We start from the raw sequence: 24,531 nt of genomic DNA, 5'->3' as shown, positions 1-24,531 counted from the left end.
ATGATAACAGAAACTAAAGTTAAACCACCTGTGTGGTTTTGGATCGTAAGCGTTTTGGCCCTTTTGTGGAATTTGGCCGGTGTAATGGCCTATATTGGACAGGCCTATATATCCGATGAAGTACTCGCCGCAATGAGCGAAGCGGAACGAAGTCTCTACGAAAACCAACCAGCTTGGGTTACGGGTGCTTTTGCGATTGCCGTTTGGGGTGGCGCATTAGGATGCATTTTTCTTTTATTACGAAAACGTTGGGCCAAACCCGTATTCGTTATTTCCTTAGTTGGTCTTTTGGGCCAATTGAGTTATAATTATTTTTTAAGTGAGGCATTTGAAACATTCGAAATGATCGACATGGTTATGTCCGTTATGATACTTGTTATTTCCATTGCCCTGATTCTATTCTCCAACAAGGCAATTGCAAAACAATGGCTAATATAAACCGTTGAAATTGCTATGGTTGGGATTTTAAAGTTGTTTTTTCCCTATTTTGTAAGACCGTTTATCGAATTTTTAGAATAAAAGAAAGTTGGGCCCGTTTTAGAAAGGAGTCAATATATTTATAACCGCAATCCAAACATGCTAAAATCCATAAAAAGAATTTTGACATGGAAGCGTACGCTTTTATTATCCCTGATCAGCATTCTTATGTTAAATGTGTTCAGTTTTTACGGACTGTATACCAATAAGTTCTACTTTTTTAAGGTAGACAATTACATTTTCCCCATCCTTTCGTTGGTACATCTCGTGTTTCTATATGTGATGTGGTTTAAAATAAAGGAACGGGAGCTCAGCGATGTTCCCATGCGTAATTTGGAATACGGACTCTATGTGGTAAGCTTGGTCTACCTCTTTAAAATTATTGACACCTTAATTACGCTTTTGTCCTATGGGGACTACGAGAACCATTTGATTCCGGGCACATTTTTACCTATAGGAATATTAATGATGACACTGTATACGTTGTTGCTAGGACTTACATTTCTGGCCTTTAGTTATCGAAGGGAAATTGTGGGGACCTATGTTTTTGACGATATGAACCAACATGTAGATAATTGGAATTCTTAGTATAGAGATAATACCCAACCAAACAAAAAATCCCTTCCGTTACGGAAGGGATTTTTTTATATATCCTTTAGAAAACTACTGTAAAGATCCTTGAATTGGTACCCTTCTGCAAAGCGTTGCTTGTTCAGTTTTTTATGGGAAACCAGACCCCATAGCAACAGTTCCTTTAGAAAATAGACATCCTCTTCTGGATAGTCGGGCTGATAGGTTTTTATCAAAGCATTTAGTGCAGGAATGCCATCCAAGGCACGCTTATATTCCTCATCCGTAAAATCGTCCAATAATTCAAAACCTTCGCCCTGAAAAAACCAATGTAACAGTTCATCATAAGGAGTTTCCTCATCCTTGCGTTGCAGCTTGTTAATTTTGGGGAAATACTCCGAGAATAGGGATTTTACCGCTTCGTCTATCAAGATTTCCGCAACCACATCGGCACCTTCCTGTTCGCCTTCATAGACCAATTCAATTTTACCGGTAATTGCCGGAATCACCCCTAAAAAATCACTTAACCGTACCGCTGTTTTGTCCGCACCGGTCAATAGGGCCCTTCGTTCCGCCGTACTCAACAAATTCTCGAAAGCGGTAATGCTCGTACGGGCACTAACCCCACTCTTGGCATCTACATACTCACTGTTCCTAGCCTCAAAACTGATCTGCTCCAATAAGTCCTTGGCCAAATCCGGTACATACACCGCATCGGACTGTCGTTCATCCAAATTGGCCTCTTGCTCGGTAATCTTTCTGGCCGTTTCAATATCATCCGGATAATGGGTCAAAATTTGTGAACCAATCCTATCCTTCAATGGCGTAACGATACTCCCTCTATTGGTGTAATCCTCTGGATTGGCCGTAAATACAAATTGTATATCCAAGGGAAGACGAAGTTTAAAACCTCTAATCTGAATGTCTCCCTCTTCCAAAATATTGAAAAGTGAAACTTGAATTCGTGCCTGTAAATCGGGTAATTCATTGATGACGAAAATACAGCGATTGGCCCTGGGTATCATTCCAAAATGAATTACTCGATCATCCGCATAGGACAATTTCAAATTTGCAGCTTTGATTGGGTCCACGTCCCCGATTAAATCGGCCACGGTAACGTCCGGTGTGGCCAGTTTCTCATAGAACCTTTCAGTCTTGGGCAACCAATCAATAGGCGTATCATCTCCTTTTTCGGCTATTAATTCCTTGGCGTAGCGGGACATAGGTGACATGGGATCATCATTGATTTCCGAACCTTCCACGATGGGAATGTAATCGTCCAACAAATTCACCATCAATCGCGCCAGTCGTGTTTTCGCCTGTCCCCTTAATCCCAATAGGTTGATATTATGTCTCGAGAGAATCGCCCGTTCCAGTTCCGGGATTACGGAATCCTCATAGCCCCAAACCCCGGTAAAGTTCTCTCCTCCTGTTTTTATCCTTTCACGAAGATTGTCCCTGAGTTCGTCCTTGATACTTTTAGATTGATATCCTGCCTTTTTTAAGGCTCCTAAAGTTGTAATTTCTTTATAGTTCAATTGCATATTTTTTTAATCAAATGGTAGTAATTCTGGTTCTAGAAAAACGTGTTTTGCCGTTTCGGAATTAAAGATGTCGGTGGTGTAATGACACCCCAATACTTCCTTGAATTGATATTTTAACCTTGGGAATTCGGCAATGAATTCCAAAAAGGTATGGGATTTAGACTTTAATATAAAATGATGTACCGCACGGATGGATGCAATGGTCAATGTTGTATTATACTTATCCGAAGCTCCCCAATAGTCCACATACTTTTTCAAATCATCTTGTAGACGCACAAGGGTAATGTCCAAGCCAAATTCCCCAAGGTAGAGCCATGCCAAGCGCAAATGCGCCTCGTGACAGAATTGGCCTGGGAGTAACGTACACTGCCGAAAAGCCGCTACAAAGTCAAAGTCCGAATACTCCTTGTGGTCTGTCATATTGTTTTAAGTATGCTTTACTAGTTTCGATTACGTTCAGCTACGTACCTATTTTAATCTTTTTCTCCTGTTTGCTTCATAATCCTCGAAAATCATTTCTCCCAATCCCTTTAATCCGGTAAAGAAGGCCTTCCCTTTATTGGCTTCCGTAAAATGACGGATAAACTGCATTAAATACGGGTCTTGGGCTATCATAAACGTGGTAATGGGAATATGTAGTTTTCGGGCCTGACGGGCCATATTGTAACACTTTTCCACAATATAGTCGTCCAAGCCTACGCTGTTTTTATAATAGGTACCATCCGGCAGCCGCAGGCAACTGGGCTTTCCATCGGTAATCATAAAAATCTGTTTGTTCGTGTTCCGCTTTCGCCGAAGCATATCCATGGCCAATTGCAATCCGGCCACCGTGTTCGTATGATAGGGACCGACTTTCAAATACGGCAAATCCTTTATGGGAATGGGCCAAGCATCGTTCCCAAAGACCAAAATATCCAAGGTATCCTTCGGATATCGGGTGGTAATGAGTTCCGATAAGGCCATGGCCACCTTTTTCGCCGGGGTTATCCTGTCTTCCCCATAGAGAATCATACTGTGACTGATGTCGATCATCAGAATGGTACTCATTTGTGCCTTGTATTGGGTATCCTCCACGACGAGGTCTTCCTCGCTTAAATTAAAACTACCTATGCCATGGTTCACCTGGGCATTTTTAAGGCTTTCGGTCATGGAAATGTGTTCCAGTCCGTCTCCATATCGGTATTCCCTGAAATCGCCGGTATGTTCATCTCCCTGTCCAGATTTTCCCGTTTTGTGATTCCCAGCCCCGCTGCGTTTTAGTTTTCCGAAGATTTGGTCCAAAGCGCGCTGACGAATTATACGTTCCATTTTTGCCGTGATGGAGATATTTCCACCGCCAGAGCCTTCTCCATTCTCACCTTCTTCCCCCATTTCACCGCCGCCGTCCTCAAATTCTTCCTGAATGTACCCTTTGGCCTTCAAATCTTCTATAAAGTCATCAATGGTATAGTTCTCATCGGTGAGCTCATACTCCTTATCTAATTCGCGTAGCCAATCTATGGCCTCGTCAAAATCGCCCGAAGTATGGGTGATGAGTTCCTGAAAAATATCAAATAGTTTTTCAAAAGGAGATTGTTCCGGTGCTTCATAAGGCACAAACCGAAATCCTTTTCTTGTATTCATAGCCATATTATAAAATTAACATATTTGAACGTGATGTGAATGCTTTTTAGGAAATGTTAACGTTGATTGGCTGTTGGCGATTAGCTATTGGCTTTTGGGATTTGGGATTTTGGTTTTCTAGTAATTGTCTATTGTAAATTGTAAACCAACTATTAACTAGAAACTTTTAACTCTGAACTATTATAGCGATTGCTTTTGGTTGGTTATACTCGTTAAAAGATCTTCCTCGATTTTAAGATTGGATAAACAAAGGGAGTAATACAGTTTTAAAATAGCCTGAATTTTCAAAAACATTCCAGAAAAAGCAATACTTTTCCTACAAATAACGTTAGATGGATTCAACTTACCCAAAATTCAAAAATGATTACTTTGAAAGCATCAATACGTTGCGGGAACACTTTTCAGTCAGCTGTGGCCCTAGTACTAGTGTGTATACTATATGCCTGTAATTCCCATGGAAAGAAGGATTCATCCATGGATAATTTTGCCGAGGAAGCGCAATTGATTTCCAATATAGCTACAGGGGAGCATGAGATTATCACTGATACAAATACTTTGCGGGAAATTCAGAATCATTTTATACAAATCTGCGGACGCTATTCCGAATTGGACCATAAAAACTTTCTTTACCAGCGCTACGCGGAGTCAGGGGATATCTACGGGGATGTCTATTTTCATAATGCCAAGGTATCTTTGGTCTCTTGGCACGATGAAGCTTTGGGTCTAAATGGGTCGTATCAGTGCTATTTCGATGAAAATTCAGAAGTTGTATTGATAGAGGGTTTTAACCATGACGGCCAAACCTGTATGGCCACCTACTATATACCCTGGAATTCAAACATTGTTCCTTTTACCTACATGGGCGAGTTTCCCAAAAATGGCAAACAAACCTTTTCGGGAGCATCTTATGACAAGCGGATTGCAGCTTCGGGGACTTTGGGAACGGACGATTACAATACCATCGTGGCAACTGCCAAGAAGCTTCTGAATGCGGCCCTAGAAAAGAACGAGGCCACTTTTGGAAGTCGGTATTATGTCGGCACGATTGCGGAAAAATACGCGATTCAGGCAAATCTAAGACTCTACGATAGTTCCATCCATGGACAATATCATTATGAAAATACGAATAGGTCCTTATCCATTTATGGTGAGGTTTCTGATGGGTCAGTTCAGTTGCGGGAAACCAATCCCGAGACCAATGAAGTTACTGGCCATTTTACGGGCACCTTTTCGGCGGACGGTAGTATTTCAGGTTCGTGGTTCAATGCGGATAAGACCAAGGAATTACCCTTTGAACTCAGGCCATCAGAATCCTATAAGGCCATAGATGGAACCATTTTGCAAGGTCTACCACAGCGGATACCGGAAATTTATCACCAAAAAATCAAAACGAACTATTTTGACTTTCCCAAAACGCATATGAATTCGGTCGAAGAAGTTCTGGGCAGCAACCAAATTGACCCTATTCCCTGGGGCAGTGGGGCTGAAATGAAGATTATGGATTTCCTCCAGTATTATTTTGTTCGGCAAAAGGAACACTATTTCAATAATTATATCGATTCTGATTATGGCGATATTGTGACCAAATATTTTAACGATATCTATTTGGCCTTGCCGGATTTTGTTTCTGCTAAGGAAAGACATGATGGGTATTACAGGGACCTACTTGCAGACCAATCATTGGAAAGTAAATTGATACCATACCTCGTTTACCGCGTGGATAGGTCGTCGGAGAACATTTTCGCTATTTGGAATTTATATAAGGCTCATTTTTTTGATATGGTGGACATGGACACCTACAAAAATTTAAAGTTGGACCGGACCGTAAACGATTTACTACATAGCTATGACCACCTTAAGAAAAATCCGGATCACGAACTTTTATTGGTAAAGGCCTACCAATTAACGGATAGTCTAAACCAACAAAAAATAGCGTCGGATTATGAGCCAGGCGCCTATGGAACTTCCGCACAGGACCAACATCCCTTTTTACAGGAAATTATGCAGGACGACACGGCCTCTTACCACCGAAAGTTATGGTCCTATTCCTTTTGGATGCGCAGAAACCATGAAGGCAATACCGCAGTAGTCGCTTCCCTTCTTAAAGAAATCAAGGAAAATTATAATTAAATAGTAATTCCTTTCTGGGCAATTTGGGTGCACTCGGTTGGCTATTGGGGGTTGGTTGTTAGTTGGCGGTTGGTGGTTGGCAGTTGCTTTTAGAATTTGTAATTTGAGATAGGAAAATTGAGATTTTGGAATTTGGTTTATTGCTAATTGATACTTTTCATTTTTCATTTTCAGTTTTTCACTTATAACGAGTAACTTAAAACTTTTAACTAACCTCCGTGTCCTCCCACCTAGCCAGACAATTCACCGGATTTCTAAACACTCCGCCCCTATGGACCAAAACGCAATTCGGTATTCGCCAATTTGAGTTTCCACAGGTAGATTTGTCCGACTTTACCCCTACTCCCATTCCCCAAAACCTACGTCTGGGCCATCAAATGGAACAGGTGTGCAAACAATTGCTCGATCATTCTTTGGACTACGAGATTTTATTGTTCAATTTACCTGTACGCAAGGGAAAACAGACCCTTGGGGAAATCGATTATATCTTTAAGAACAAAACTACAGGTCAACTTATTCATGTAGAACTAACCTATAAGTTCTATATCATCGACCCAAAGATTTCAGAACCCATACATCAACTCATGGGTCCCAACCGGCGGGACATGTTCTTTACTAAAATGGAAAAAATAAAAAACGAGCAGTTTACCCTGCTCCACTCCCAAGTTGGGCGGCAAATACTGGCCGAACAGGGCATTTCCACTCAAGAAATTGGCCACCAGGCCTGTTATAAGGCCCAATTATTTGAACCTTATAATAGCAACCCCATAAACATACGGCCCCTCAACCCGCAATGTATCTCGGGGTATTGGCTTAGATTGGCCGATTTACAAGCTGATATTTTTAAAGCCTTTGAATTCTATATTCCCTATAAAACGGAATGGGTGGTGGCACCCCATGAAGACGTTCCTTGGGCCTCCCATTTCGAAACCCTCTTGGAGGTAAACCTGCGCCTGCTCAAACAAAATGCGCCCATGCTCTGGATCAAAAAAGGGACTGACACGTTTGAAAAATGTTTTGTGGTATGGTGGTGATCTTGGGTACTAAATATTTAGTACTGCCTTATACTTTCTAAAATCTATCAAAAAAACCAGCTTACTGGTTACAAACTGTAGGCAAGCAACTGGTTTTGGCTATTCCGAATAGGTGAGTTTTGAATCCTCTGACGCCTATTTTCAAAATATTCAATGTTTAGTCGTTTTAATTAACAGGAAGTTTTCTTACATTTATTGTAATAGGTCAAAATTTAAGAAGCTTATTATTATCGGGTCTGAAAGCTTATTATCAAGAACTTCAAACGGATTCTTGTAAGGGACGTAGTTATTAAATGAAATATGCATGGAGAAAGAGAAAAAAACGATGGCCCCTACACCAAGTGTGGACAATCCTCTAAATGACTTTAAACAGCTTTACAGCCACGGGGATATTTATCAACAAATATTCAAATACGCTGTAATTCCCATCCTCGTGCACGATATTGAAATGAACATTCTAAACGCAAATGATAGTGCCGTTGAAATGTTCGGATATTCCCATAAAGAACTCTTGGAAAAAAGTGTTCTTGATTTGCATACCGAAGATGAAATCGACCATTCTGGAGAGGTTTTGGAGAAAATAAAACACGTGACCAAACTAAGTGTTGAAACCAGTTTTAAGAGAAAGGATGGTTCGGTTTTTAAGGCGGAAGCGACACCCTGTAAATACATTTTGGATGGACAACCTCTGGTGCATGTCTTTATAAAGGATATTACACCGCGTAAACTGGCGGAACGTAAACTAAAGGAAACCAATCAAGCCTTGTTGACACAGATGGCCCAAGTAAAACGGTATACCAAAGAAATTGAATCCAAGAATAAGGAACTGGCCGATTTTTCCTATGTGTCCGCCCATGATTTAAAGGCACCTGTGACCAATATCGTTACTTTATCAAACATGATAAGTGTGGATGCTATAACTGACGAATACGATAGAGAAGTGTTTGGCAAGTTGCGAAAGAATGTAGAAATTCTGTCAAAAAAGGTAAACGCCTTAAATGATATCATTAATTTTAAGGCAACCCTCGCTTATAAGAACGAACGTTTAAATTTTGCTCAAATTTTTGTTGAACTTAAGGAAAGTATAGCACAACAGCTGGATGAAGCCAATGCCACGATATCCGAGGATTTTTCAGAAGCTCCTGAAATTGACTATCCAAGCTTGCATTTAAAAAGTATTATGCAAAACCTGCTAACCAATGCCGTCAAGTACAAAGACCCCAACAAACCCTTGATTCTCGAAGTGAAAACTACCAAAGAGAAAGGTAATGTAATATTAAGTGTAAAGGATAATGGCATCGGGTTTGATTCTGCCAAGTACAAAGAAAAAATATTTGGACTCTTTAGGCGATTGCACACCGGTATAAATGGTATGGGTGTGGGAATGTATATCGTTAAATCCATCGTAGATTCACATGATGGTAAGATTGAAGTAGAGAGCAAGCCGGGTCTAGGGGCCTTATTCCGTATCCATTTTAAAACCAACATACATGAATAGTAAAGTACTATTAATTGAAGATGATGAGACCACTAACTTCATACATAAAATAGCATTGAGGAAAGAAGGACTGGAAGAGGTACATGAAGTACTGAATGGCCTGGATGCCTTCCATTTTCTTGAAAAGGATTGCCCAGATCTGATTTTTCTAGACATAAATATGCCCATTATGGACGGGTGGGAATTCTTACAAGAAAAAGAATCCAGGTCACTTTGCCAGGGCGCAAAAATTGCAATGCTCACGTCTTCCAACCGTAATGAAGATAGGGAAAGAGCTGAAAGTTACCCCTCTGTCATAGCTTATTTGGAAAAACCCCTAACTTCTGAAAAAATAAAAGTTATACAACAAAAGTTGGCCAGTTAACAGGGACCTCTCCAAATAAATGTGTATGGGAATTCCCATTTTTTAAAGCCGCATTACTATAAATTTGCACCACCTTAAGCAAAATGCGCCCATGCTTTGGGTCAAAAAAGGGACTGACACTTTTGAAAAGTGTTTTGTGGTTTGGTGGTAAAAAATGCCAGGCTCTAGAAACCCGGCATTTCCAGCATCAACCAAATTAATCTTCCGTAAAGGTATAGGTAGCACGGTTAACTTCCGTCAACCGAAAATAACCATAGGCATAGTCCTCTGGGTTGGTTTCATTGATACAATTACCACGTACAGGTACGGGAGTTGAAGAAAATAAACCTGCCCCATCCATTTGATCAATAAGAATCTTAATGTAATCGTAGTAAGCCCTGGATATGCCATACATTTCAATAGATACAACATCACCCGGCTGAAAGGGTTCCAACCCGTCCACTTCATCTTCTTCAATTTCAAACCACCAATCTATTTCGTTACCGTTTACAAATTCATCCTCGGCATTTTCAAAAAGGGGTAACAGGTCGCCCTGTTTTTGAAACTTAAAAAGATAATTGTTCCCTTCTTCAATAGGATCGGTGAAGCTTATGTGCACTTCCAAATCGGTATCACTAAAACCGTCGTCACGTGTCTGGAAAATATCCGTAATCTCCGCCACGGAAGTCATGGTTTCTGAGGCCGAATAAACCTGTCCACCATATTCAATCCGCAAGGCATAGGAATTACCAATAATGGGTTGAAAATTCGTGGTAACGTAATTACCATTATTCTGGTCCACAAAATTGAAGGAATCGCCTGTATTTGTGTTGGTTACGGTAACCATCGCTCCTTGGACCTCTTCAACGGAATTGGTCTTAAAATAGGTGGAAGACTTTGTCAAACGAATGGTCTGCCGGTTTCCCGTAGTTCCTTTCTCCCAGTCCAAAGAAGCTTCCACGACCAATCGTTCGGGACCGCTCTGTAACTCGACGTCAATTACATCTTGGCACGACACCAATAAGAATAGTATTAGTGGTATATATAGTTTTATCAATGTTTTCATGATCAAAATTTAAAATTGTACGTAATTGAGGGTAAAATGCCAAAAATGGCAGTTCGGGTTGCTTCGTTCGCCCCGGTTTCAAAGTTTTGGGCAAAGGATATGGAAGCCGCATTCTTACGGTGATATAGGTTATACACGCTCAGGACCCATTCCCCCTTAAAGCGTTTGGTTTCATATTTTTTTGGTCTGTAGGTCAGGGATGCATCCATGCGATGGTACGCGGGCAAGCGGTCCGAATTTCTTGCCGAGTAGCTGGCAATGGACATCCCCTCATATTCGTATTGTCCATTGGGATAGGTCACCGGTCTTCCCGTTTGAAAGACCATATTACCCCCTACGCTCCATTGATCGTTGAAGGCATAGGTACCTGTAATCGAAATATCGTGTGTGCGGTCAAAAAAAGTATTGTACCAATCCCCATTGTTTATTCCCGGCCCACCGGCAGAACCTCCCGGCGTTCGTTGTTCCGATTTGGAAAGGGTATAGGCGACCCAACCTGTCAATTTCCCTTCGTTCTTGCGAAACAGCAATTCCAAACCGTAGGCCCGCATTTCACCATTTAATATTTCGGTCTCAATGGTGTTTTGTCCGATAAGCTCGGACCCATCGATGTAATCGATCCTATTATCCACGGTCTTGTAATACCCCTCCACTTCCAAGGAGTACTTTTTATCCTTAAAATCCTGAAAATAGCCCAAGGCATATTGATTGGATAATTGTGGTTTGATAAAAGGTCCGCTAGGCGTCCAAACATCCAACGGGGTCACGGAAGAGGTGTTGGACAATAAATGGATATACTGCGCGGCACGGGAAAACCCGGCCTTTACGGATGTATTTTCATTAAGTAAATAGGCCAAGGAAACCCTAGGTTCCAAATTGTTGAAACTTTTAATGGACTCACTTTTTGAATATTGGGTCTCCCCCATGACCCTTCCCCGCTCATAGATTCCCAAACGGGAGTTGTAAACCACGGGTAGGTCGTTTTCATAATTGGATATAGGTTGGCCTCCCAATCGGCTAAAGGCACTGTATCGCAGACCATATTGGGCCGTAAGCCTATCGGTCAATTTATGTTCGGCGTTTATGTACAGGCCACTTTCAAAGGCCCTTTTTTGATCTAAGGACAGTGGGTTAATTGAAGAGGTTTCCGAAGTTGGTCGGATTTGTCCGGGGTCAAACTCATAAAAGAGACCGCTTGCCCCAAAATCAAGGGTGAAGACATCGTTCAAATAATATTTAAAATCATATTTGAGGTTGTAGTTGTTGATGGACGAAATCCATTCAAACTTTTCAAAATCGAGATTCAGGTCATAATCATACCGACTCACGATGGCGGAAAGATTGGAGAAGAGTCGGTCATTAAAAATATGGTTCCACCGTAGATTGCCTGATGCATTCCCATAACTGCTGGTAAAAGATTGTCCCAGTTCAAAACTATCCCGACCAAAATACCCGCTTAAAAAGAGTCGGTTGTTGGCATTGATGCTATAGTTGGTCTTTAGGTTAAGGTCGTAGAACATGGCACTATTCTCCTCTCCTGCAGCCTTTAAAAATAAGTCGATATACGAACGCCTGCCCGCGACCAAAAAAGAACCCTTGTTGCCAAACATGGGGCCTTCTGCAGTGAGCCTACTGGAAATGGCACCTATGCCGCCCGTAAGCGCAAATTTCTTGCTGTTGCCATCTTTTTGGCGAATATCCAACACGGAGGAAACCCTGCCCCCAAATCGTGCTGGAATGCCTCCTTTGTAAAGTTTTAAATCTTTTATGGCATCGGCATTGAACACGGAAAAGAAACCGAACATATGTGAGGTATTGTAGATAATGGCCTCGTCCAATAAGACCAAATTCTGGTCCTGGGCCCCGCCACGCACATGGAAGCCTCCAGAGCCTTCGCCGTTATTGGTCACCCCAGGCAACATCTGAAGTGACTTTAGCACATCCACTTCGCCGAGGACCACGGGAATTTGTTTCACTGTGCCCACGTTCATTTTAAGAACGCTCATTTCCGGTTTTCTGAGAAGGGCCTTTTCGGGTTCCTCTGCAATAACATCCACTTCGTTAAGCTCGGTGGCAAACTCGGAAATTTCAATATCCTGCTTAAGGTCTTGATTCAAATGGATGTTTAGATTGATATCGGTATAACCCATGTAGGAAATATGAAGTACATAGTCGCCCTCGGGAGCCGTAATGGAATAAAATCCATATTCATTCGTAATGCCGCCTATGCTGGTGCCTGATAAAAACACCGAAGCCCCAAAAAGGGTTTCGCCGTTGGCATGGTCGGTAATGGTACCGCTTATGGTATGGGATGTCTGTCCCATCGTTAGGAAGGAACCCATGAGGAGTATCCAGAACACCCCCATTTTCCTCCAGACGGCCGAGATTCCATTTAATTGTCTGTTCATTTTTTGATTTTGTTTTTGATGGTTGAACTACATTTTACACCACCAATAGACAGTATGAAAACAAATGGGTTGCACCCTTTACCTTTTTTTTAATTTTTTTTGTCCCAAGTGCAACCCTTTCTTTTTTCCTTTGTCTTTTAATTCAACCATACGGCATCAACCTAATTACGTGGAAACCGATATTCGATTTACACATCAATCCCTAGTGGAACGTTCCAAAGCGGGGCATAGCAGTTCTCAGTACGAACTCTATAGCCTTTACGTGGATGCCATGTATAATGTGGGGCTTCGGTTTTTGGGAAATAAGGAAGATGCCGAGGATATTGTGCAGGACAGTTTTGTGGATGCCTTTAGAAATTTAGAACGCTTTAAATATGAAAGCAGTTTTGGTGCCTGGTTAAAGCGCATCGTAATCAATAAAAGCATCAACCATCTAAAGGCAAAGCGGATTGACCTAGTACCGATGGAACAACACGCCTTTCACTTATCACAGGAAGAAGAAACGATGGAGAACGAAGCGGTGGACATTAAAAAGGTAAAACAGGGCATTGCACAATTGCCCGACGGATATAAGCAAATTATCAACCTGTATCTAGTTGAAGGATATGACCATGTGGAGATTGCAGAAATACTGGACATTACCACCAGTACCTCAAAATCACAATACCACAGAGCCAAAAGAAAATTATTGGAAATCGTAAAGGAATTGTAATGGACAATTTTGAAAAACATATTAGGGAAAATGCCGGTGCCTTCGATGAACACACTGCGGACAAGGCCAAGTTATGGGCACACATATCGGCAGAACTGGAAAAAGATACCCCAAAGGTCATTCCCCTTTGGAAACGCCCTATGTTTCATGTTGCGGCAAGTGTGACATTGATTATAGGACTGGCCACCATTTTTGGTTTGGCATATTTCAACACGAATAACCCGCAGGAACAATATGTGTCCAAGGAATTGCTTGAAATAGATATGCACTATCAGGATTTGGTTGCCTACCAAGTGGAATTGGTCCGTAAGAACCAATATTTAAGCGAAGCCGATAAAACGGAATTTTTATCCTTTATGGACGAACTGGACGCAGAATATGAGGTACTGCGCAAGGAAATGCACAACAACCTGGACAATGAGCAAGTGCTAGCGGCCATCGTGGCCAACTATAAAACACGTATTGAGCTCATTGAGAACTTATTACATCAGATTAACGAATCTAAAAAAACGAACCATGAATACGGATACACATTATAAAAGCTTCCTATGGACGGCCCTAATGCTGCTCACTATGGTGGGCATGGCACAGGAGAGGGTATCCAAGACCGTTGAAAAAAGTTTTTCGTTATCGGAGAACGGCGAACTCCAATTGGAGAACAAATACGGTAATATTACCTTGACCGGTTGGGACCAGAACAAGGTAAAAGTGGTCATGGACGTAAAGGTGAACCACAGAAAGCGGGAAGACGCGAAAGAGTTGTTGGACCGTATTCGCCCCGAAATAAAGTCCAACAGTAGTTTTATATCTGTGGTTTCCGTCATCGCCAACCGAAATTCTGGCTGGTTCGCAGATTTCTTTAACAAGGCCAATCCCATTGATACGGACCGAAGCCGTGTGCAAATAGACTATGAAGTGTTTTTGCCCAATAAAGCCAAACTGGATATCACCAACAGGTTCGGGGACATTTTTATCGAGGATTGGATCGGGCCGCTCCACGTGGTTTTGGAGCATGGTGACCTATGGTTGAACGATGGCCTGAACAAGGCGGATATTAAACTGACCTTTGGAAAAATCAGGGCCAAAAACCTGGACTATGCGACTATTATGTTGGAGAATGGGGAATTGACCATGGACGAAGCCAAAAATTTACGCCTGACCACCGAAGGAAGCGAAATAAAAATCGGTAAGGCCAATGCTTTGGAATTGGACTCGAATAAGGACGAGATTGCCATTAACGAGGTCGGTTCCGTTTTTGGGAGTTTAAAATTTTCCACCTTTAAGTTGCAAAAACTTATGGACGATGTGGGGCTCGACTTAAAAATTGCCGATTTTGTGATCTACGGTATTGGGCAACCCGATGCCCAAATTATCATTGAACAGGAATCATCGGACATTACCCTGAATGTCGGTGAGTTTTCTCATCGGTTCGATGCCACCCTGGAGCAGGGCGTGGTAAGGCTTCCCAAAAGTTTTGAAAACGTGCGATCTGATATGCTCGATAATGGAAAAAAACTCAGAAAAATCGAAGCCACCTACGGAGACTCCAAAACCGGACACATTTCCATTAGCGGTAGTAAGGGAATTGTAACAATTAACGATTAAAAAAGTCTTGTTCCATGCAACCCTTTTAATTAACAATTGTCTTTAAACATAAATCATTCAATCAATCAAAAAATGAACAATCAAAAAACAACAGCACTCCTACTCTTTCTTTTATTCGGTATCCTTGGATTTTCCCAGAATCAGGACGAGGAATACATCACCTTTAATGATCGAAAAAACGTGGTACATGGCGTATATCTAGGCCTTTCCACCTATTTTGGCGAAATTGACGACAAGGACACCTACATAGGCGGACTAAAGGTCGCCTACGTCGCCAACAGACAGTTTGAGGTGGGTTTTATGGCCAACGTCCTTTACTCTGAACAGGATGTATTCAACCCCAGAAACAGCAGTAATGATGATATCATTGCCGTTTATGGCGGCCTACATTTAGAGCCCATTCTTTTTGGAAAATCCAAGGTAAGCCTTTCTTTTCCCGTACTTATTGGCGGCGGGGCCGTAGGTTATGTAAACCATGACGACATTGTACATGAGGAGGATGTGGATTTGAACGAAGACGATTTGGATGCCGTCTTTATACTGGAACCGGGGATGAACGTTCTCTTTAATATTTCCAGATATGTACAGTTGGAAGCCGGGGTACGATATAGATTCTCCAGTGAAATCGAATTGGCGGACAGTCCCCTGGACAGGATCAATGGTTTCTCCGGAGGAATTGGCGTAAAACTGGGCGTTTTTAATATGGGGCGCAACCGGTACAAGAAAAAACTGGACTAATGGAAAAGGAACATCCGTCAACGCCTGAAACCATTGCCACGGTACGGGTGTTTACGCAGAACAACCAAGTCTATACGTTGAACAAAGACCAAGAATGGTCACCCGTTCCGTTCCGTTGGTTGCCCGTACAATCGGCATAGTAAACTCCCTAGGGGCAAGCCGATGAGGCATTAAAAGAAAAGACATTTTTATTTCGAGACAAGTCTCGGAGAATTTAAATCATGATTATCGCATAAATCATAATCAATTCATCAATCAGCAATACAATGAAAACAAAAATTATCATGGGCCTTTGTATGGCCGCAAGCATCCTGTTTAGTTCCTGTGACCATCAGGTCATTACCGCATTGGACGAAGTAACCACGGTAGAATATGCCTTTTCCGATTACCAAAGATTGGAAATATCGGGCGATTTTGAGGTGTACGTTCGCTTTTCCGAAACCGAGGAAAACATAGCCATAACGGCCAACGATAACCTACATAGAAAAATTGACGTGTTCAAGAGCGGCAATACCTTGAAGATCGGTCTGGAAAATAAGGTTATCCTACGGGGAAATCCTACCCTAAGGGCGTATATTACCACAAGGAACATTACCGATTTTGAAGTTTATGGGGACTCCTCTGTGGATGTGGAAGATCTTATCCTAGCCGATAATGCTTCCATTACGGTTTATGGGGATAGCCATTTTACCGGTGAAATGGATGTTGACCGACTACGGGTGGACCTTCGCGGCGATTCCACAGCAGATCTGTTTGGGTATGCCGAAAACGTCAATGCCCGTTTAAGCGGTGATAGTACGTTTAGGGACTATGACCTGCAGGTGGCAGACCTTATCATTGACCTTACCGGGGATAGCCAAGCGTCCCTTTCCGTAAGCGGAACGATCGATGTGGAAGCCAGTGGCGACAGCGTTCTAAACTACCAGGGCAATGCGACTGTGGTACACCAACACCTTACCGGGGATTCCAAGGTACGGCAACGCAACTAACCAGAATGCCCTAAAAAAATAGCTATGCAAAACGACTCCCCACAGCCCAACGGTTTGGGGAGTCGTTTTTTAAGGGTTAGCCCATCCCCTCACCTCAGAGAACAAAATATCCTCGTGCTTTGGGGCAAAAGAGGTACACACACTTTTAAAAAATGTTTTGGTATTATTAGTAGCCTTTTTCTGATGTAATTGTTGATAACACATTATAAACTAGTGTTATGCAGTATTAGTTCACTATTTGAAAAGAAGTATCTTGTTACACACAAAATAGAAATAAACGTACCTAGGTAAGTTTATACAATTGTTGTGCTTAATGTAAAAAGACATTGGATAAATTAAGAGAACATATAGAAAGAATGATGAAGCCTTATCGGGAAATTGCCAAGATTACAGAACCGATGAGAAAATTTCAAGAGCAGTTAGCTGAGCAATCTAAAGCGATACAAAAGGCAATTGAACCAACTTTGGAACTTCAAAAAAAACTTGCTGAGCCATTAATGAATTTTCAAAAGTCTTTTGAGAATATAAATAAGATTTATACCTCCATACCCAAATTTGAAAATCCATTTTTAGAGCATTTAGAAGCTTTTAAAAAAATTGGAGAAAGGCTAAAAGAATACGCAAAAGAAACACCTGAGTATTTTTTACTTATTGCTCAACACGGTTGGTTTATTGACTTAGAAAGTGAATTGAATTTGCCATCAAAAGTTGCTTACAACATAAAAGACAAGCGAGTAGATTTAGCAGATGAAATGTTAGTAGATTACTATAAAACCAACATTGACGATATTTTTGAAAAATTGATTAAAAGACACTACAATAGAAAAGAAATCTTAAAAAGTATAAAAAACTCGTTCGAAGATGGTAATTACTCTCTTTTAATTCCTTCTGTTTTAACACAAGTCGATGGTATTTGCTTTGATTTCACAAAAAAGAAGTTCTTCATTAAGGAGAAAAAGAATAAGAAATATAAATTTTTACCAGAAGTAATAGCAGAATTAGAAAAATCGGCTGAAAATTTCTTGAGTTTGTATTTATCACCACTTCAAAATCAGACACCTATAATGGCAAGAGAACAAGATATTGGTAAGTTTCCTTGTAAATTAAATAGACATGAAATTTTACACGGAATAAGTACTGATTATGGAACAGAAATTAATAGTTTGAAGGTGATTTCACTTCTTAAATATGTTTCAGATTTACTTACTGACCTTGATGATAAAACACTAAGCACAACAAAAAATATAGAGCATTTGGCAGATGGTGCTAGTATTAAGGATGATAGCTTTTAAGAAACATATAAGTAAACAGAAAGTGTGGAGCGTTAAAATGCCAAACGCACCATATTCAAACCGTTGGGACGGATTTTGAAAGCCTCCGGCCTCAACCAAGTCGCTACATTGCTGCGCAATTCCCGCACCAAAAGCTAGTCGACTAATTTTATTCCAAACACCTTAAAATCCAACAAGGGTACCTCCGCTAACGCGGAGTCCTTGAAGAACAATGCCGTGTGATCAATAGGAAGTCAGATTCACACAGCATTGTTGATCGGATTTTGCTATATTTCCTTAAAATTCGCCACCAGCACTTCAACTCGCCCACTGCCTCCGCAGATGGCGTACATAGCGCGGCGTTGTAGCACATTATCCGACATCTAGCTTATCATACTTCCAAATAAAATACATATAAGGTACAAAAGAAAAAGCCAAAAATACAATAGCTATTCGCTGAAATAAAGGGTCTATTAAGTTCCCTATTAATACAAATAACCAGTTAATTAATAAAATAATACTGATTTTCTTCGGCATATTTTTCTTCCAAAATAAAGTACACGTTAATAAAAATAAAGCTAAAAAAACCATGTTAGGTAATTTATAAAACAAAGTGTCTATTAAAAGAGTATTGTAAAGCATACCATAGACTTGTCTAGCTTCTCCTCCGGCATCTGCTAGCAATGGCATAACAAAATCAATAGCGTATTGTCCAGCTAATAAAATACTTGTTAGAGCAATTATAACAACTAAACTTGTGGCTATTTTTCCAACTATCTTATGATGTAAACTAAGGCGGATGCTTATAGCTGTAGGCAACAAGAAAACTGTACTTAATAATAAAATAACATGCGCTCCCAGCCAATCATTTCGATGACTTATTAGTTTATCAAAAAAATGCCCCGATGCATTATCTACGTTAAGCAACCAAATCATTCCAATACCGGCAAATATAAAGGTTAAGGGAATCGATATTAATCCTATTTTTCGAAATGTTTCCATTGTTTTTTTTTAATGACAATGAAAACATCGATTTGTTACAGCTATTTAATACAGATTGGATAAAACAATAAGAATAACTACGTTACTAATTATAAAAAAATTAATTCTCTCTTTTGTTCTTTCTGATTTACACTAACAATTAAAAGAGAATCAAACTTAAGCGGTGTATCATTAATTGTGGTCGGACTCCTTAAAAGGAATCCTTTGCACTGAAAAAACTAAAACCGTGTTTAAACAATACGCTAGAAAGATAGGGTAAGTAGATTGTATAAACCGATTTGGACTAGGTGTCTCGTTATAGAAACCTCAAGAGACATGGTAATATCAAAATAATACAATGATATACCAGTTGCCCCATGCTTCATATGGTGGTGAAATAGTCAACCACTGTTACGCGTATCCCTATGCTTAGCTCCAGTTAATTAAGCAGATTTTTATCCTCTACAAAAGTAAGTATAGAGAATATGTTTAACTTTATTAGGGCATGGGTGAGGCAAATTTTTTAAAGCGCGTTGAGGCTATACTGGATAAACTAGCTTCAAATGAAAATTTCAGTGTTACGGAATTGGCAGACGAACTATGTCTGAGCAGGTCACAATTGCATCGAAAAATACATGCGCAGACTGGCAAATCGGCTAGTCAGCTTATTAAAGAGCACCGCTTATCCCATGCACAAAAACTGCTTGTTTCCACTGAATTAACCATTGCTGAAATTGCGTACCAGGTAGGCTTTAAGAGCCCTGCCTATTTTAATTCCTGTTATAAAGATCGTTTTGGCTGCACTCCAGGTGAAGCCCGCGCTTCCGCTCAGGATGATACTCCTATTATTAAACTAGAACCAAAGCGATACAGTAAATCGATCCTGCTGGGCATCGCTACCTTTTTAGTATTGGTGCTTGTTTCGGCCTTCTACTTTAGCGGGTCCACTTATAGACAATTGGAAGATGAAAATCCTAAAACAGAGGCAGAAGTAGCCTATGTTAAGGGGCAACATCTAATGTACCAGTTTACGCCTGAAAGCTTTCAGAAAGCAGCGGACTATTATTACAAAAGCCTGGCTGCCGACACTAACTACACGCCCAGTTATATTGGCCTGGCTGAAATAAACTATTACAGCTGCTACCCTAGAATCTCAAAAGAGAATTCTTTAAAAGCAGAAAAGCATGCCCGTCAGGCACTTGCCATCGACTCCGACTATTCAGAGGCTCACCGCATTTTGGGCATGATCTATTACCAATGTGACTGGCACTGGGAAACTGCTAGCGAACAGTTTCAATTGTCCTTAAAGAATGATCCCAACAATTGCATGACCCAGTTTTATTTCGGCCATTTTCAAACATTCGTGACAGGAAATCTTCAGGCCGCAAGATCGCTGATAGAGAATGCGAAAGCTGAATGTCCGATATTCATCTATCATTATCTCTTATCCGCAGAGCAATACATAGTACTTGGTGAGTATGAAAAAGCACTTTCTGAATTAGCCTCCGCTAAGGAAATCGACAAGAATGAAGCCAATAGCTATTGGTATGAATCTGTAGTTTTTTATAAACAGAACAAGATAGATAGCGCTTTGAAAGCATTGGCCAGTTATAGCGAAAAAGTGGGACTGGCTATTGAATTTAAGCTAATGTCAACAAATCAGACTGAAAGACTTAAGCGTAGCTATCAGTTGATCATAGACGAAATAGTCAGCAAGCAGGACGAGTGGGCAGATGCTTATTTTATTGCGAAAGCCTATGCGCTTTTAGAGGATGAGGGTCAAACAATGACATGGCTGAACAAAGCTTACGACCAGAAGCTTTTGGATTTGAGTAAAATCAAGTACGATTTCCATTTCGAATTTCTTCACGACAACCCAGAATTTCTTCAACTCCTAGGAAGGATGAATCTGGGAAATTACGAGTCCGTTTTGTGATACAACATAATTCATACTGATTGCAACATTATAAGACGAGATTGCAATGGAATGCAACGTCATCAATATGTAATAGGATGTGTGCAGGAGTATTTTTGAGTTACTACATGATTCAAAAAACTTATGAAACATCAATCTTTATTTGTCAAAATTTTCCTTTTCATTGCTTTTTTAATGGGTATTGTAATACGTGCCATTCAGTTCTTCGCGGAACCCAGTATGTGGAAGGATGAACTCTTCTCCGTTGTCAATATTGAAAATATGTCCTTTTGGGAATTAATGACACAGCAACCAGCATACAATCAGGTAGCACCTGTAGGCTTTTATATGATCCAGAAGTTTTTCTATACACTTATAGGTAGCACGGAAATGGCTTTTCGCTTCTATCCCTTTATTGCCTCTCTCATGGCTTTATGGCTGTTCTATTTGATTGCCAGAAAGTTTGTTAATTCAACAAAGTTAGTCCTTGCCGTGTTTTTCATGGCTACTGTATTGGGTTCCTGGTGGCAGTCATTCAATGCCAAACCCTATACTGGAGACATTTTGTTCTTAATGTTCTTTGTTTGGACCAGTCTCACAATGCTGGAACGAACGCTCTCTAAGAAAGAGAGGTTAATTTTTGGATTAATTGGTTTCCTTGGGGCCTCTGCTTCTTTTCCGGCGAGTGTCTTTGTGTTGGCTATCACATCCATCTTGTTTCTAAAAAGAAAAGATATCCCACTGAGGTCCTATATGCCAATGTTTATTTTATGGCTATTAGGTGGAGTTTGGAATATTATTTACGCCAAATTTATAATTTCACCTGAAGTAGCCATAGCTATGTCTGAGCATCATAGCAATATGTTTCCACCCTCCAAAGTGATGGAATATGTCTTGTTCTTTCCCAAACAAATCATACTAGGCCTTGGTGACTTCCTCACCGTAATTGGAAGTAATAATCCAATGATTGTATTATTATGTATTATTATTTTGCTACTGTCTTCAATCTCCTTTTATCCCATCATAAAGCATAAAAGAATCGATCTTTTTATACTTGTACTTCCTTTTATTATGATGATAGGGCTAGTGAGTTTTTACATTTTACCCATGGTTGGAAGAACAGCCTATTATGGTTTATGGCCCTTCTTATTGCTTCCGATGATCAGCTTATCGATTTTAGAAAAGAATTTTAGTTGGGCAAAGCCATGGTTGACAAATGCCATAGGCGTAATCATTGTATTACCTTCGGTCTTGGTCATTATTTTGGGTGTAAGCAGTCTACCGATCGAGTCGGAACCCGTTAAGAAAATGCTCACTTATTACAATGAGCACAAGCAAGCCGGGGATGTGCTTTATGTTCAAGGTTCAGGTGATTTGTACATGCACTATTATGGCCCAAAGTATGGTGTCCAAGATTACATTTTGGGGCAATACGATTATAATATTTCTACTGGAGCATATTTAAAAGATTTGGAGCAGTTAAAAGGAAATAAACGAGTGTGGTTCCTGTTTACTGGTTTTAGACCGGAAATGAACCCAACCTTATCACCTAAGGACATACAGGGTATTTTCAGTGAGGAGGCTGAGTTGATTGAAGAAAAACACTTCGAAAGTGCAGGCTACCCCAACTTTCTTAATTTATATGACTTCTCTGAAAGATAGTCACAGGTCCAGTATTCAAGAACATCTATTTAGAAAAGGATTGGTATGGAGAGCGCTATAACCCAGATACAGTCTTCCCCTACCCCAATCAGCTTTCAGCCGTTCACTTAAGTTGTCAAACTACCATAATTCAATGCTCAAATCAATTCGGTAAGGCAAGTTATACTTCAATACGGCAAAATCGAAAACAGATGCGGCGCTGCGCACCGCGGTCGAAATACTATGGAAGTAATAAATATGGTAGTCCGTTATCACATTCATAGTTGAAGGGTTGTGCTATTTTTCCATAAAAATCACCAAACTGCGTTCAACAGGTCGCTGTAGTTAATTTTGAAAATCCCTGAATAAAGGCTATATAATTTCAAACATTATTTATAAGAATGACAAATTCACCATACGTATGCAGAATTGGTCAGACTCAAAATTCTGGACAAACTTATCAACGGAAAAAAGAAACAACATCGCGATCAGTTTGACAGAGGATAACCATTGCTACGAGAACGCCCCGGCAGAACTTGTGAACGGCATCCTAAAGGACGAGTTCTACCTTGACCAGACTTTTGATGGCCTGGGCCAAGCCAAGCGTACGGCCAAAAATGCAATCAAATTATACAATGAGGTAAGATTACATTTATCTTTAGAATATAAAACCCCGAATATGGTATATTTAAAAACAGCTTAAACTTAATTATTAACCTGTAGCCATATTTCAGGACAGGACATTATTTGAATTCACCAATTTGATAAATATCATATCTTTAGAGAAACCAACCTCTAATGATCAAATTCTTTCGTCGAATCCGGCAGCGACTTCTTTCGGAAAACAAATTCAGTAAATATCTGATTTATGCTATTGGAGAAATAATTCTTGTAGTAATTGGGATTCTTATTGCTTTGAGCATCAATAATTGGAATGAGAAACAGAAAGAATTAGCCAAGGAGCAATTAATTCTAAAACAATTAAAAAGTGAATATCAAAGTAATCTGAATCAATTAGATGAAAAAATACTAATGAGAAACGAGGCACTTGAAGCCTGCAACAATTTGCTAAGTCAAATAGATAATCCTAATTCAATTAATGAAGATAGGGTCTATCAATCATTGTGGATATTATTCAGAGACCCGACTTTTGACCCCATTAAAAATGATATCGTTGGTTCAGAAAATCTTCGCTTAATAAATAATGATGCCCTGGTGAGATTTTTATCTAATTGGTCCTCTGAAGTATTTCAAGTGCAAGAACTTGAATTAGAGTATCAAAAATTTAGGACAGAAATTTTATTGCCTTGTTATCTCAGATTGGGAGTTTCAAGGAACGTAAATAATAACTTATGGAAAGATGGATATTCCCCAACTGAGGCATTAGACAAAGAATCAAAAAATAAATTCACCATAAAGCCAACAAAAAAAAGCTTGAATTTGACCAAGGCTCTTGAAGATGTTGAATTGGAAGGTATCGTAAGCCAAGTAATTACACATCATCAAATTACAAACATGCAATCACAGACTTTGCGTATGAGGATAATAAATATGCTCGAAATAATTGAAGGGGAAATTAAAATTGATAACAGATATCCAATTGAAAAACAGACTTATTGAGTACAATACTTTTTTGGAGAATATATTGGATTTACTTCAAGAAAATCGTAACGAAATCAATAAAAGGATGATTAATTATGAGTCAGCAACGGAAGTTGGAATGCAAGAATTTGACTATTTAAAGAAAGAGCTTGGAAAAGAGATTGTTCAATTATTGCCAAGTAACAATTGGAAAAACTATAAAAACCACAAAACATTTTTAAAGTCACAGGATAATCTTGTATTTCTAGTTGCAATGTATATTAGACAAAAACAATATTTATTCTAATCTTAGATAATAAAATGAAAGAACCTATAAAACTTTTAAGAAATAAAAAATGTAACTAACGAAAGTACAACTCGGAGTATAGTGCATACCCCACGGGA

Annotated in this window: 24 protein-coding genes; 18 read left to right on the top strand and 6 right to left on the bottom strand. The window is 40.0% G+C overall.

Features of this window, described 5'->3' with window-relative positions:
* The gene (locus tag CJ263_RS19200) at nt 1-438 is read left to right on the top strand and encodes a hypothetical protein (RefSeq protein ID WP_094998751.1); all 438 of its coding nucleotides are present in this window, start codon (nt 1-3) and stop codon (nt 436-438) included.
* 138 nt (nt 439-576) lie between these two features.
* Complete coding sequence (locus tag CJ263_RS19195) at nt 577-1,065, top strand: hypothetical protein (RefSeq protein WP_094998750.1); 489 nt, start codon at nt 577-579, stop codon at nt 1,063-1,065.
* 56 nt (nt 1,066-1,121) lie between these two features.
* Here the strand turns inward: CJ263_RS19195 and CJ263_RS19190 are convergent, their stop codons facing one another.
* The 3 genes from CJ263_RS19190 to CJ263_RS19180 are packed head-to-tail and all read right to left on the bottom strand — an operon-like array spanning nt 1,122 to nt 4,220.
* Nucleotides 1,122-2,591: a MoxR family ATPase gene (locus tag CJ263_RS19190; protein ID WP_094998749.1), complete on the bottom strand. Its 1,470-nt coding sequence runs from the start codon at nt 2,589-2,591 to the stop codon at nt 1,122-1,124.
* A gap of 6 nt (nt 2,592-2,597) precedes the next feature.
* Complete coding sequence (locus CJ263_RS19185) at nt 2,598-3,011, bottom strand: hypothetical protein (RefSeq protein WP_094998748.1); 414 nt, start codon at nt 3,009-3,011, stop codon at nt 2,598-2,600.
* Between the two features lie 48 nt (nt 3,012-3,059).
* Nucleotides 3,060-4,220: a vWA domain-containing protein gene (locus tag CJ263_RS19180; protein ID WP_094998747.1), complete on the bottom strand. Its 1,161-nt coding sequence runs from the start codon at nt 4,218-4,220 to the stop codon at nt 3,060-3,062.
* Between the two features lie 354 nt (nt 4,221-4,574).
* On the opposite strand from CJ263_RS19180, the gene CJ263_RS19175 reads away from it, so the two are divergent.
* From CJ263_RS19175 to CJ263_RS19160, 4 genes are all read left to right on the top strand, one after another.
* Nucleotides 4,575-6,344 carry a hypothetical protein gene (locus tag CJ263_RS19175; protein WP_188669472.1) on the top strand — a complete coding sequence of 590 codons (1,770 nt, stop codon included), beginning with the start codon at nt 4,575-4,577 and terminating at the stop codon, nt 6,342-6,344.
* 218 nt (nt 6,345-6,562) lie between these two features.
* Complete coding sequence (locus CJ263_RS19170) at nt 6,563-7,378, top strand: DUF1853 family protein (protein WP_094998745.1); 816 nt, start codon at nt 6,563-6,565, stop codon at nt 7,376-7,378.
* A gap of 304 nt (nt 7,379-7,682) precedes the next feature.
* Nucleotides 7,683-8,876: a sensor histidine kinase gene (locus CJ263_RS19165; RefSeq protein ID WP_094998744.1), complete on the top strand. Its 1,194-nt coding sequence runs from the start codon at nt 7,683-7,685 to the stop codon at nt 8,874-8,876.
* Nucleotides 8,869-9,240, top strand: a complete 372-nt coding sequence (locus CJ263_RS19160) for a response regulator (RefSeq protein WP_094998743.1) — start codon at nt 8,869-8,871, stop codon at nt 9,238-9,240. The genes CJ263_RS19165 and CJ263_RS19160 overlap by 8 nt, the downstream gene beginning before the upstream one ends.
* Nucleotides 9,241-9,436: 196 nt before the next feature.
* On the opposite strand, the gene CJ263_RS19155 is transcribed toward CJ263_RS19160, so the two are convergent.
* Nucleotides 9,437-10,285 carry a DUF4249 domain-containing protein gene (locus CJ263_RS19155; protein WP_094998742.1) on the bottom strand — a complete coding sequence of 283 codons (849 nt, stop codon included), beginning with the start codon at nt 10,283-10,285 and terminating at the stop codon, nt 9,437-9,439.
* 2 nt (nt 10,286-10,287) lie between these two features.
* The gene (locus CJ263_RS19150) at nt 10,288-12,693 is read right to left on the bottom strand and encodes a TonB-dependent receptor (protein WP_094998741.1); all 2,406 of its coding nucleotides are present in this window, start codon (nt 12,691-12,693) and stop codon (nt 10,288-10,290) included.
* A gap of 169 nt (nt 12,694-12,862) precedes the next feature.
* Between CJ263_RS19150 and CJ263_RS19145 the strand changes: the two genes are divergently transcribed.
* From CJ263_RS19145 to CJ263_RS19120, 7 genes are all read left to right on the top strand, one after another.
* A complete protein-coding gene (locus tag CJ263_RS19145) occupies nt 12,863-13,405 on the top strand; it encodes an RNA polymerase sigma factor (protein WP_229702453.1) in 543 nt (180 codons plus the stop codon).
* Nucleotides 13,405-13,944, top strand: coding sequence for a hypothetical protein (locus CJ263_RS19140; protein ID WP_094998739.1), 540 nt, complete (start codon nt 13,405-13,407; stop codon nt 13,942-13,944). Before CJ263_RS19145 ends, CJ263_RS19140 begins: the two co-directional genes overlap by 1 nt.
* Complete coding sequence (locus CJ263_RS19135) at nt 13,922-15,010, top strand: hypothetical protein (RefSeq protein ID WP_094998738.1); 1,089 nt, start codon at nt 13,922-13,924, stop codon at nt 15,008-15,010. Before CJ263_RS19140 ends, CJ263_RS19135 begins: the two co-directional genes overlap by 23 nt.
* 72 nt (nt 15,011-15,082) lie before the next feature.
* Nucleotides 15,083-15,748, top strand: coding sequence for a hypothetical protein (locus tag CJ263_RS19130; RefSeq protein ID WP_094998737.1), 666 nt, complete (start codon nt 15,083-15,085; stop codon nt 15,746-15,748).
* Nucleotides 15,748-15,888: a hypothetical protein gene (locus tag CJ263_RS21035; protein WP_158657203.1), complete on the top strand. Its 141-nt coding sequence runs from the start codon at nt 15,748-15,750 to the stop codon at nt 15,886-15,888. Before CJ263_RS19130 ends, CJ263_RS21035 begins: the two co-directional genes overlap by 1 nt.
* A gap of 126 nt (nt 15,889-16,014) precedes the next feature.
* Nucleotides 16,015-16,737: a head GIN domain-containing protein gene (locus CJ263_RS19125; protein WP_094998736.1), complete on the top strand. Its 723-nt coding sequence runs from the start codon at nt 16,015-16,017 to the stop codon at nt 16,735-16,737.
* A 326-nt stretch (nt 16,738-17,063) separates the two neighbouring features.
* Nucleotides 17,064-18,029: a hypothetical protein gene (locus tag CJ263_RS19120; RefSeq protein ID WP_158657202.1), complete on the top strand. Its 966-nt coding sequence runs from the start codon at nt 17,064-17,066 to the stop codon at nt 18,027-18,029.
* Nucleotides 18,030-18,380: 351 nt separating this feature from the next.
* Here the strand turns inward: CJ263_RS19120 and CJ263_RS19115 are convergent, their stop codons facing one another.
* Nucleotides 18,381-19,010 carry a hypothetical protein gene (locus CJ263_RS19115; protein ID WP_094998734.1) on the bottom strand — a complete coding sequence of 210 codons (630 nt, stop codon included), beginning with the start codon at nt 19,008-19,010 and terminating at the stop codon, nt 18,381-18,383.
* A 484-nt stretch (nt 19,011-19,494) separates the two neighbouring features.
* Here CJ263_RS19115 and CJ263_RS19110 point away from each other — a divergent pair, with 484 nt between their 5' ends.
* From CJ263_RS19110 to CJ263_RS19090, 5 genes are all read left to right on the top strand, one after another.
* A complete protein-coding gene (locus tag CJ263_RS19110; RefSeq protein ID WP_094998733.1) occupies nt 19,495-20,925 on the top strand; it encodes a helix-turn-helix transcriptional regulator in 1,431 nt (476 codons plus the stop codon).
* 123 nt (nt 20,926-21,048) lie between these two features.
* On the top strand, nt 21,049-22,566 hold the full coding sequence (locus tag CJ263_RS19105; RefSeq protein ID WP_094998732.1) for an ArnT family glycosyltransferase: 1,518 nt from the start codon (nt 21,049-21,051) through the stop codon (nt 22,564-22,566).
* A gap of 400 nt (nt 22,567-22,966) precedes the next feature.
* Complete coding sequence (locus tag CJ263_RS19100) at nt 22,967-23,248, top strand: integrase core domain-containing protein (protein ID WP_094998731.1); 282 nt, start codon at nt 22,967-22,969, stop codon at nt 23,246-23,248.
* A 95-nt stretch (nt 23,249-23,343) separates the two neighbouring features.
* Nucleotides 23,344-24,165, top strand: coding sequence for a DUF6090 family protein (locus CJ263_RS19095; RefSeq protein WP_094998730.1), 822 nt, complete (start codon nt 23,344-23,346; stop codon nt 24,163-24,165).
* Nucleotides 24,146-24,433: a hypothetical protein gene (locus tag CJ263_RS19090; RefSeq protein ID WP_158657201.1), complete on the top strand. Its 288-nt coding sequence runs from the start codon at nt 24,146-24,148 to the stop codon at nt 24,431-24,433. Before CJ263_RS19095 ends, CJ263_RS19090 begins: the two co-directional genes overlap by 20 nt.
* Nucleotides 24,434-24,531: the final 98 nt, after the last annotated feature.

It is taken from the genome of Maribacter cobaltidurans (genome assembly GCF_002269385.1).
GTDB classification, from domain to species: Bacteria; Bacteroidota; Bacteroidia; order Flavobacteriales; family Flavobacteriaceae; genus Maribacter; species Maribacter cobaltidurans.
Note: the sequence above shows the minus strand (reverse complement) of the source record. Positions and strands in the feature narration are given on the sequence as shown.

Bases quoted from the DNA above. Each gene is read 5' to 3' on its own strand.
- CJ263_RS19180 (WP_094998747.1), bottom strand. From the start codon at position 4,220: ATGGCTATGAATACAAGAAAAGGATTTCGGTTTGTGCCTTATGAAGCA.
- CJ263_RS19115 (WP_094998734.1), bottom strand. From the start codon at position 19,010: ATGGAAACATTTCGAAAAATAGGATTAATATCGATTCCCTTAACCTTT.
- CJ263_RS19190 (WP_094998749.1), bottom strand. From the start codon at position 2,591: ATGCAATTGAACTATAAAGAAATTACAACTTTAGGAGCCTTAAAAAAG.
- CJ263_RS19155 (WP_094998742.1), bottom strand. From the start codon at position 10,285: ATGAAAACATTGATAAAACTATATATACCACTAATACTATTCTTATTG.
- CJ263_RS19095 (WP_094998730.1), top strand. From the start codon at position 23,344: ATGATCAAATTCTTTCGTCGAATCCGGCAGCGACTTCTTTCGGAAAAC.
- CJ263_RS19105 (WP_094998732.1), top strand. From the start codon at position 21,049: ATGAAACATCAATCTTTATTTGTCAAAATTTTCCTTTTCATTGCTTTT.
- CJ263_RS21035 (WP_158657203.1), top strand. From the start codon at position 15,748: ATGGAAAAGGAACATCCGTCAACGCCTGAAACCATTGCCACGGTACGG.
- CJ263_RS19195 (WP_094998750.1), top strand. From the start codon at position 577: ATGCTAAAATCCATAAAAAGAATTTTGACATGGAAGCGTACGCTTTTA.
- CJ263_RS19200 (WP_094998751.1), top strand. From the start codon at position 1: ATGATAACAGAAACTAAAGTTAAACCACCTGTGTGGTTTTGGATCGTA.
- CJ263_RS19140 (WP_094998739.1), top strand. From the start codon at position 13,405: ATGGACAATTTTGAAAAACATATTAGGGAAAATGCCGGTGCCTTCGAT.
- CJ263_RS19130 (WP_094998737.1), top strand. From the start codon at position 15,083: ATGAACAATCAAAAAACAACAGCACTCCTACTCTTTCTTTTATTCGGT.
- CJ263_RS19110 (WP_094998733.1), top strand. From the start codon at position 19,495: ATGGGTGAGGCAAATTTTTTAAAGCGCGTTGAGGCTATACTGGATAAA.
- CJ263_RS19100 (WP_094998731.1), top strand. From the start codon at position 22,967: ATGCAGAATTGGTCAGACTCAAAATTCTGGACAAACTTATCAACGGAA.
- CJ263_RS19185 (WP_094998748.1), bottom strand. From the start codon at position 3,011: ATGACAGACCACAAGGAGTATTCGGACTTTGACTTTGTAGCGGCTTTT.
- CJ263_RS19175 (WP_188669472.1), top strand. From the start codon at position 4,575: ATGATTACTTTGAAAGCATCAATACGTTGCGGGAACACTTTTCAGTCA.
- CJ263_RS19150 (WP_094998741.1), bottom strand. From the start codon at position 12,693: ATGAACAGACAATTAAATGGAATCTCGGCCGTCTGGAGGAAAATGGGG.
- CJ263_RS19160 (WP_094998743.1), top strand. From the start codon at position 8,869: ATGAATAGTAAAGTACTATTAATTGAAGATGATGAGACCACTAACTTC.
- CJ263_RS19135 (WP_094998738.1), top strand. From the start codon at position 13,922: ATGAATACGGATACACATTATAAAAGCTTCCTATGGACGGCCCTAATG.
- CJ263_RS19125 (WP_094998736.1), top strand. From the start codon at position 16,015: ATGAAAACAAAAATTATCATGGGCCTTTGTATGGCCGCAAGCATCCTG.
- CJ263_RS19165 (WP_094998744.1), top strand. From the start codon at position 7,683: ATGGAGAAAGAGAAAAAAACGATGGCCCCTACACCAAGTGTGGACAAT.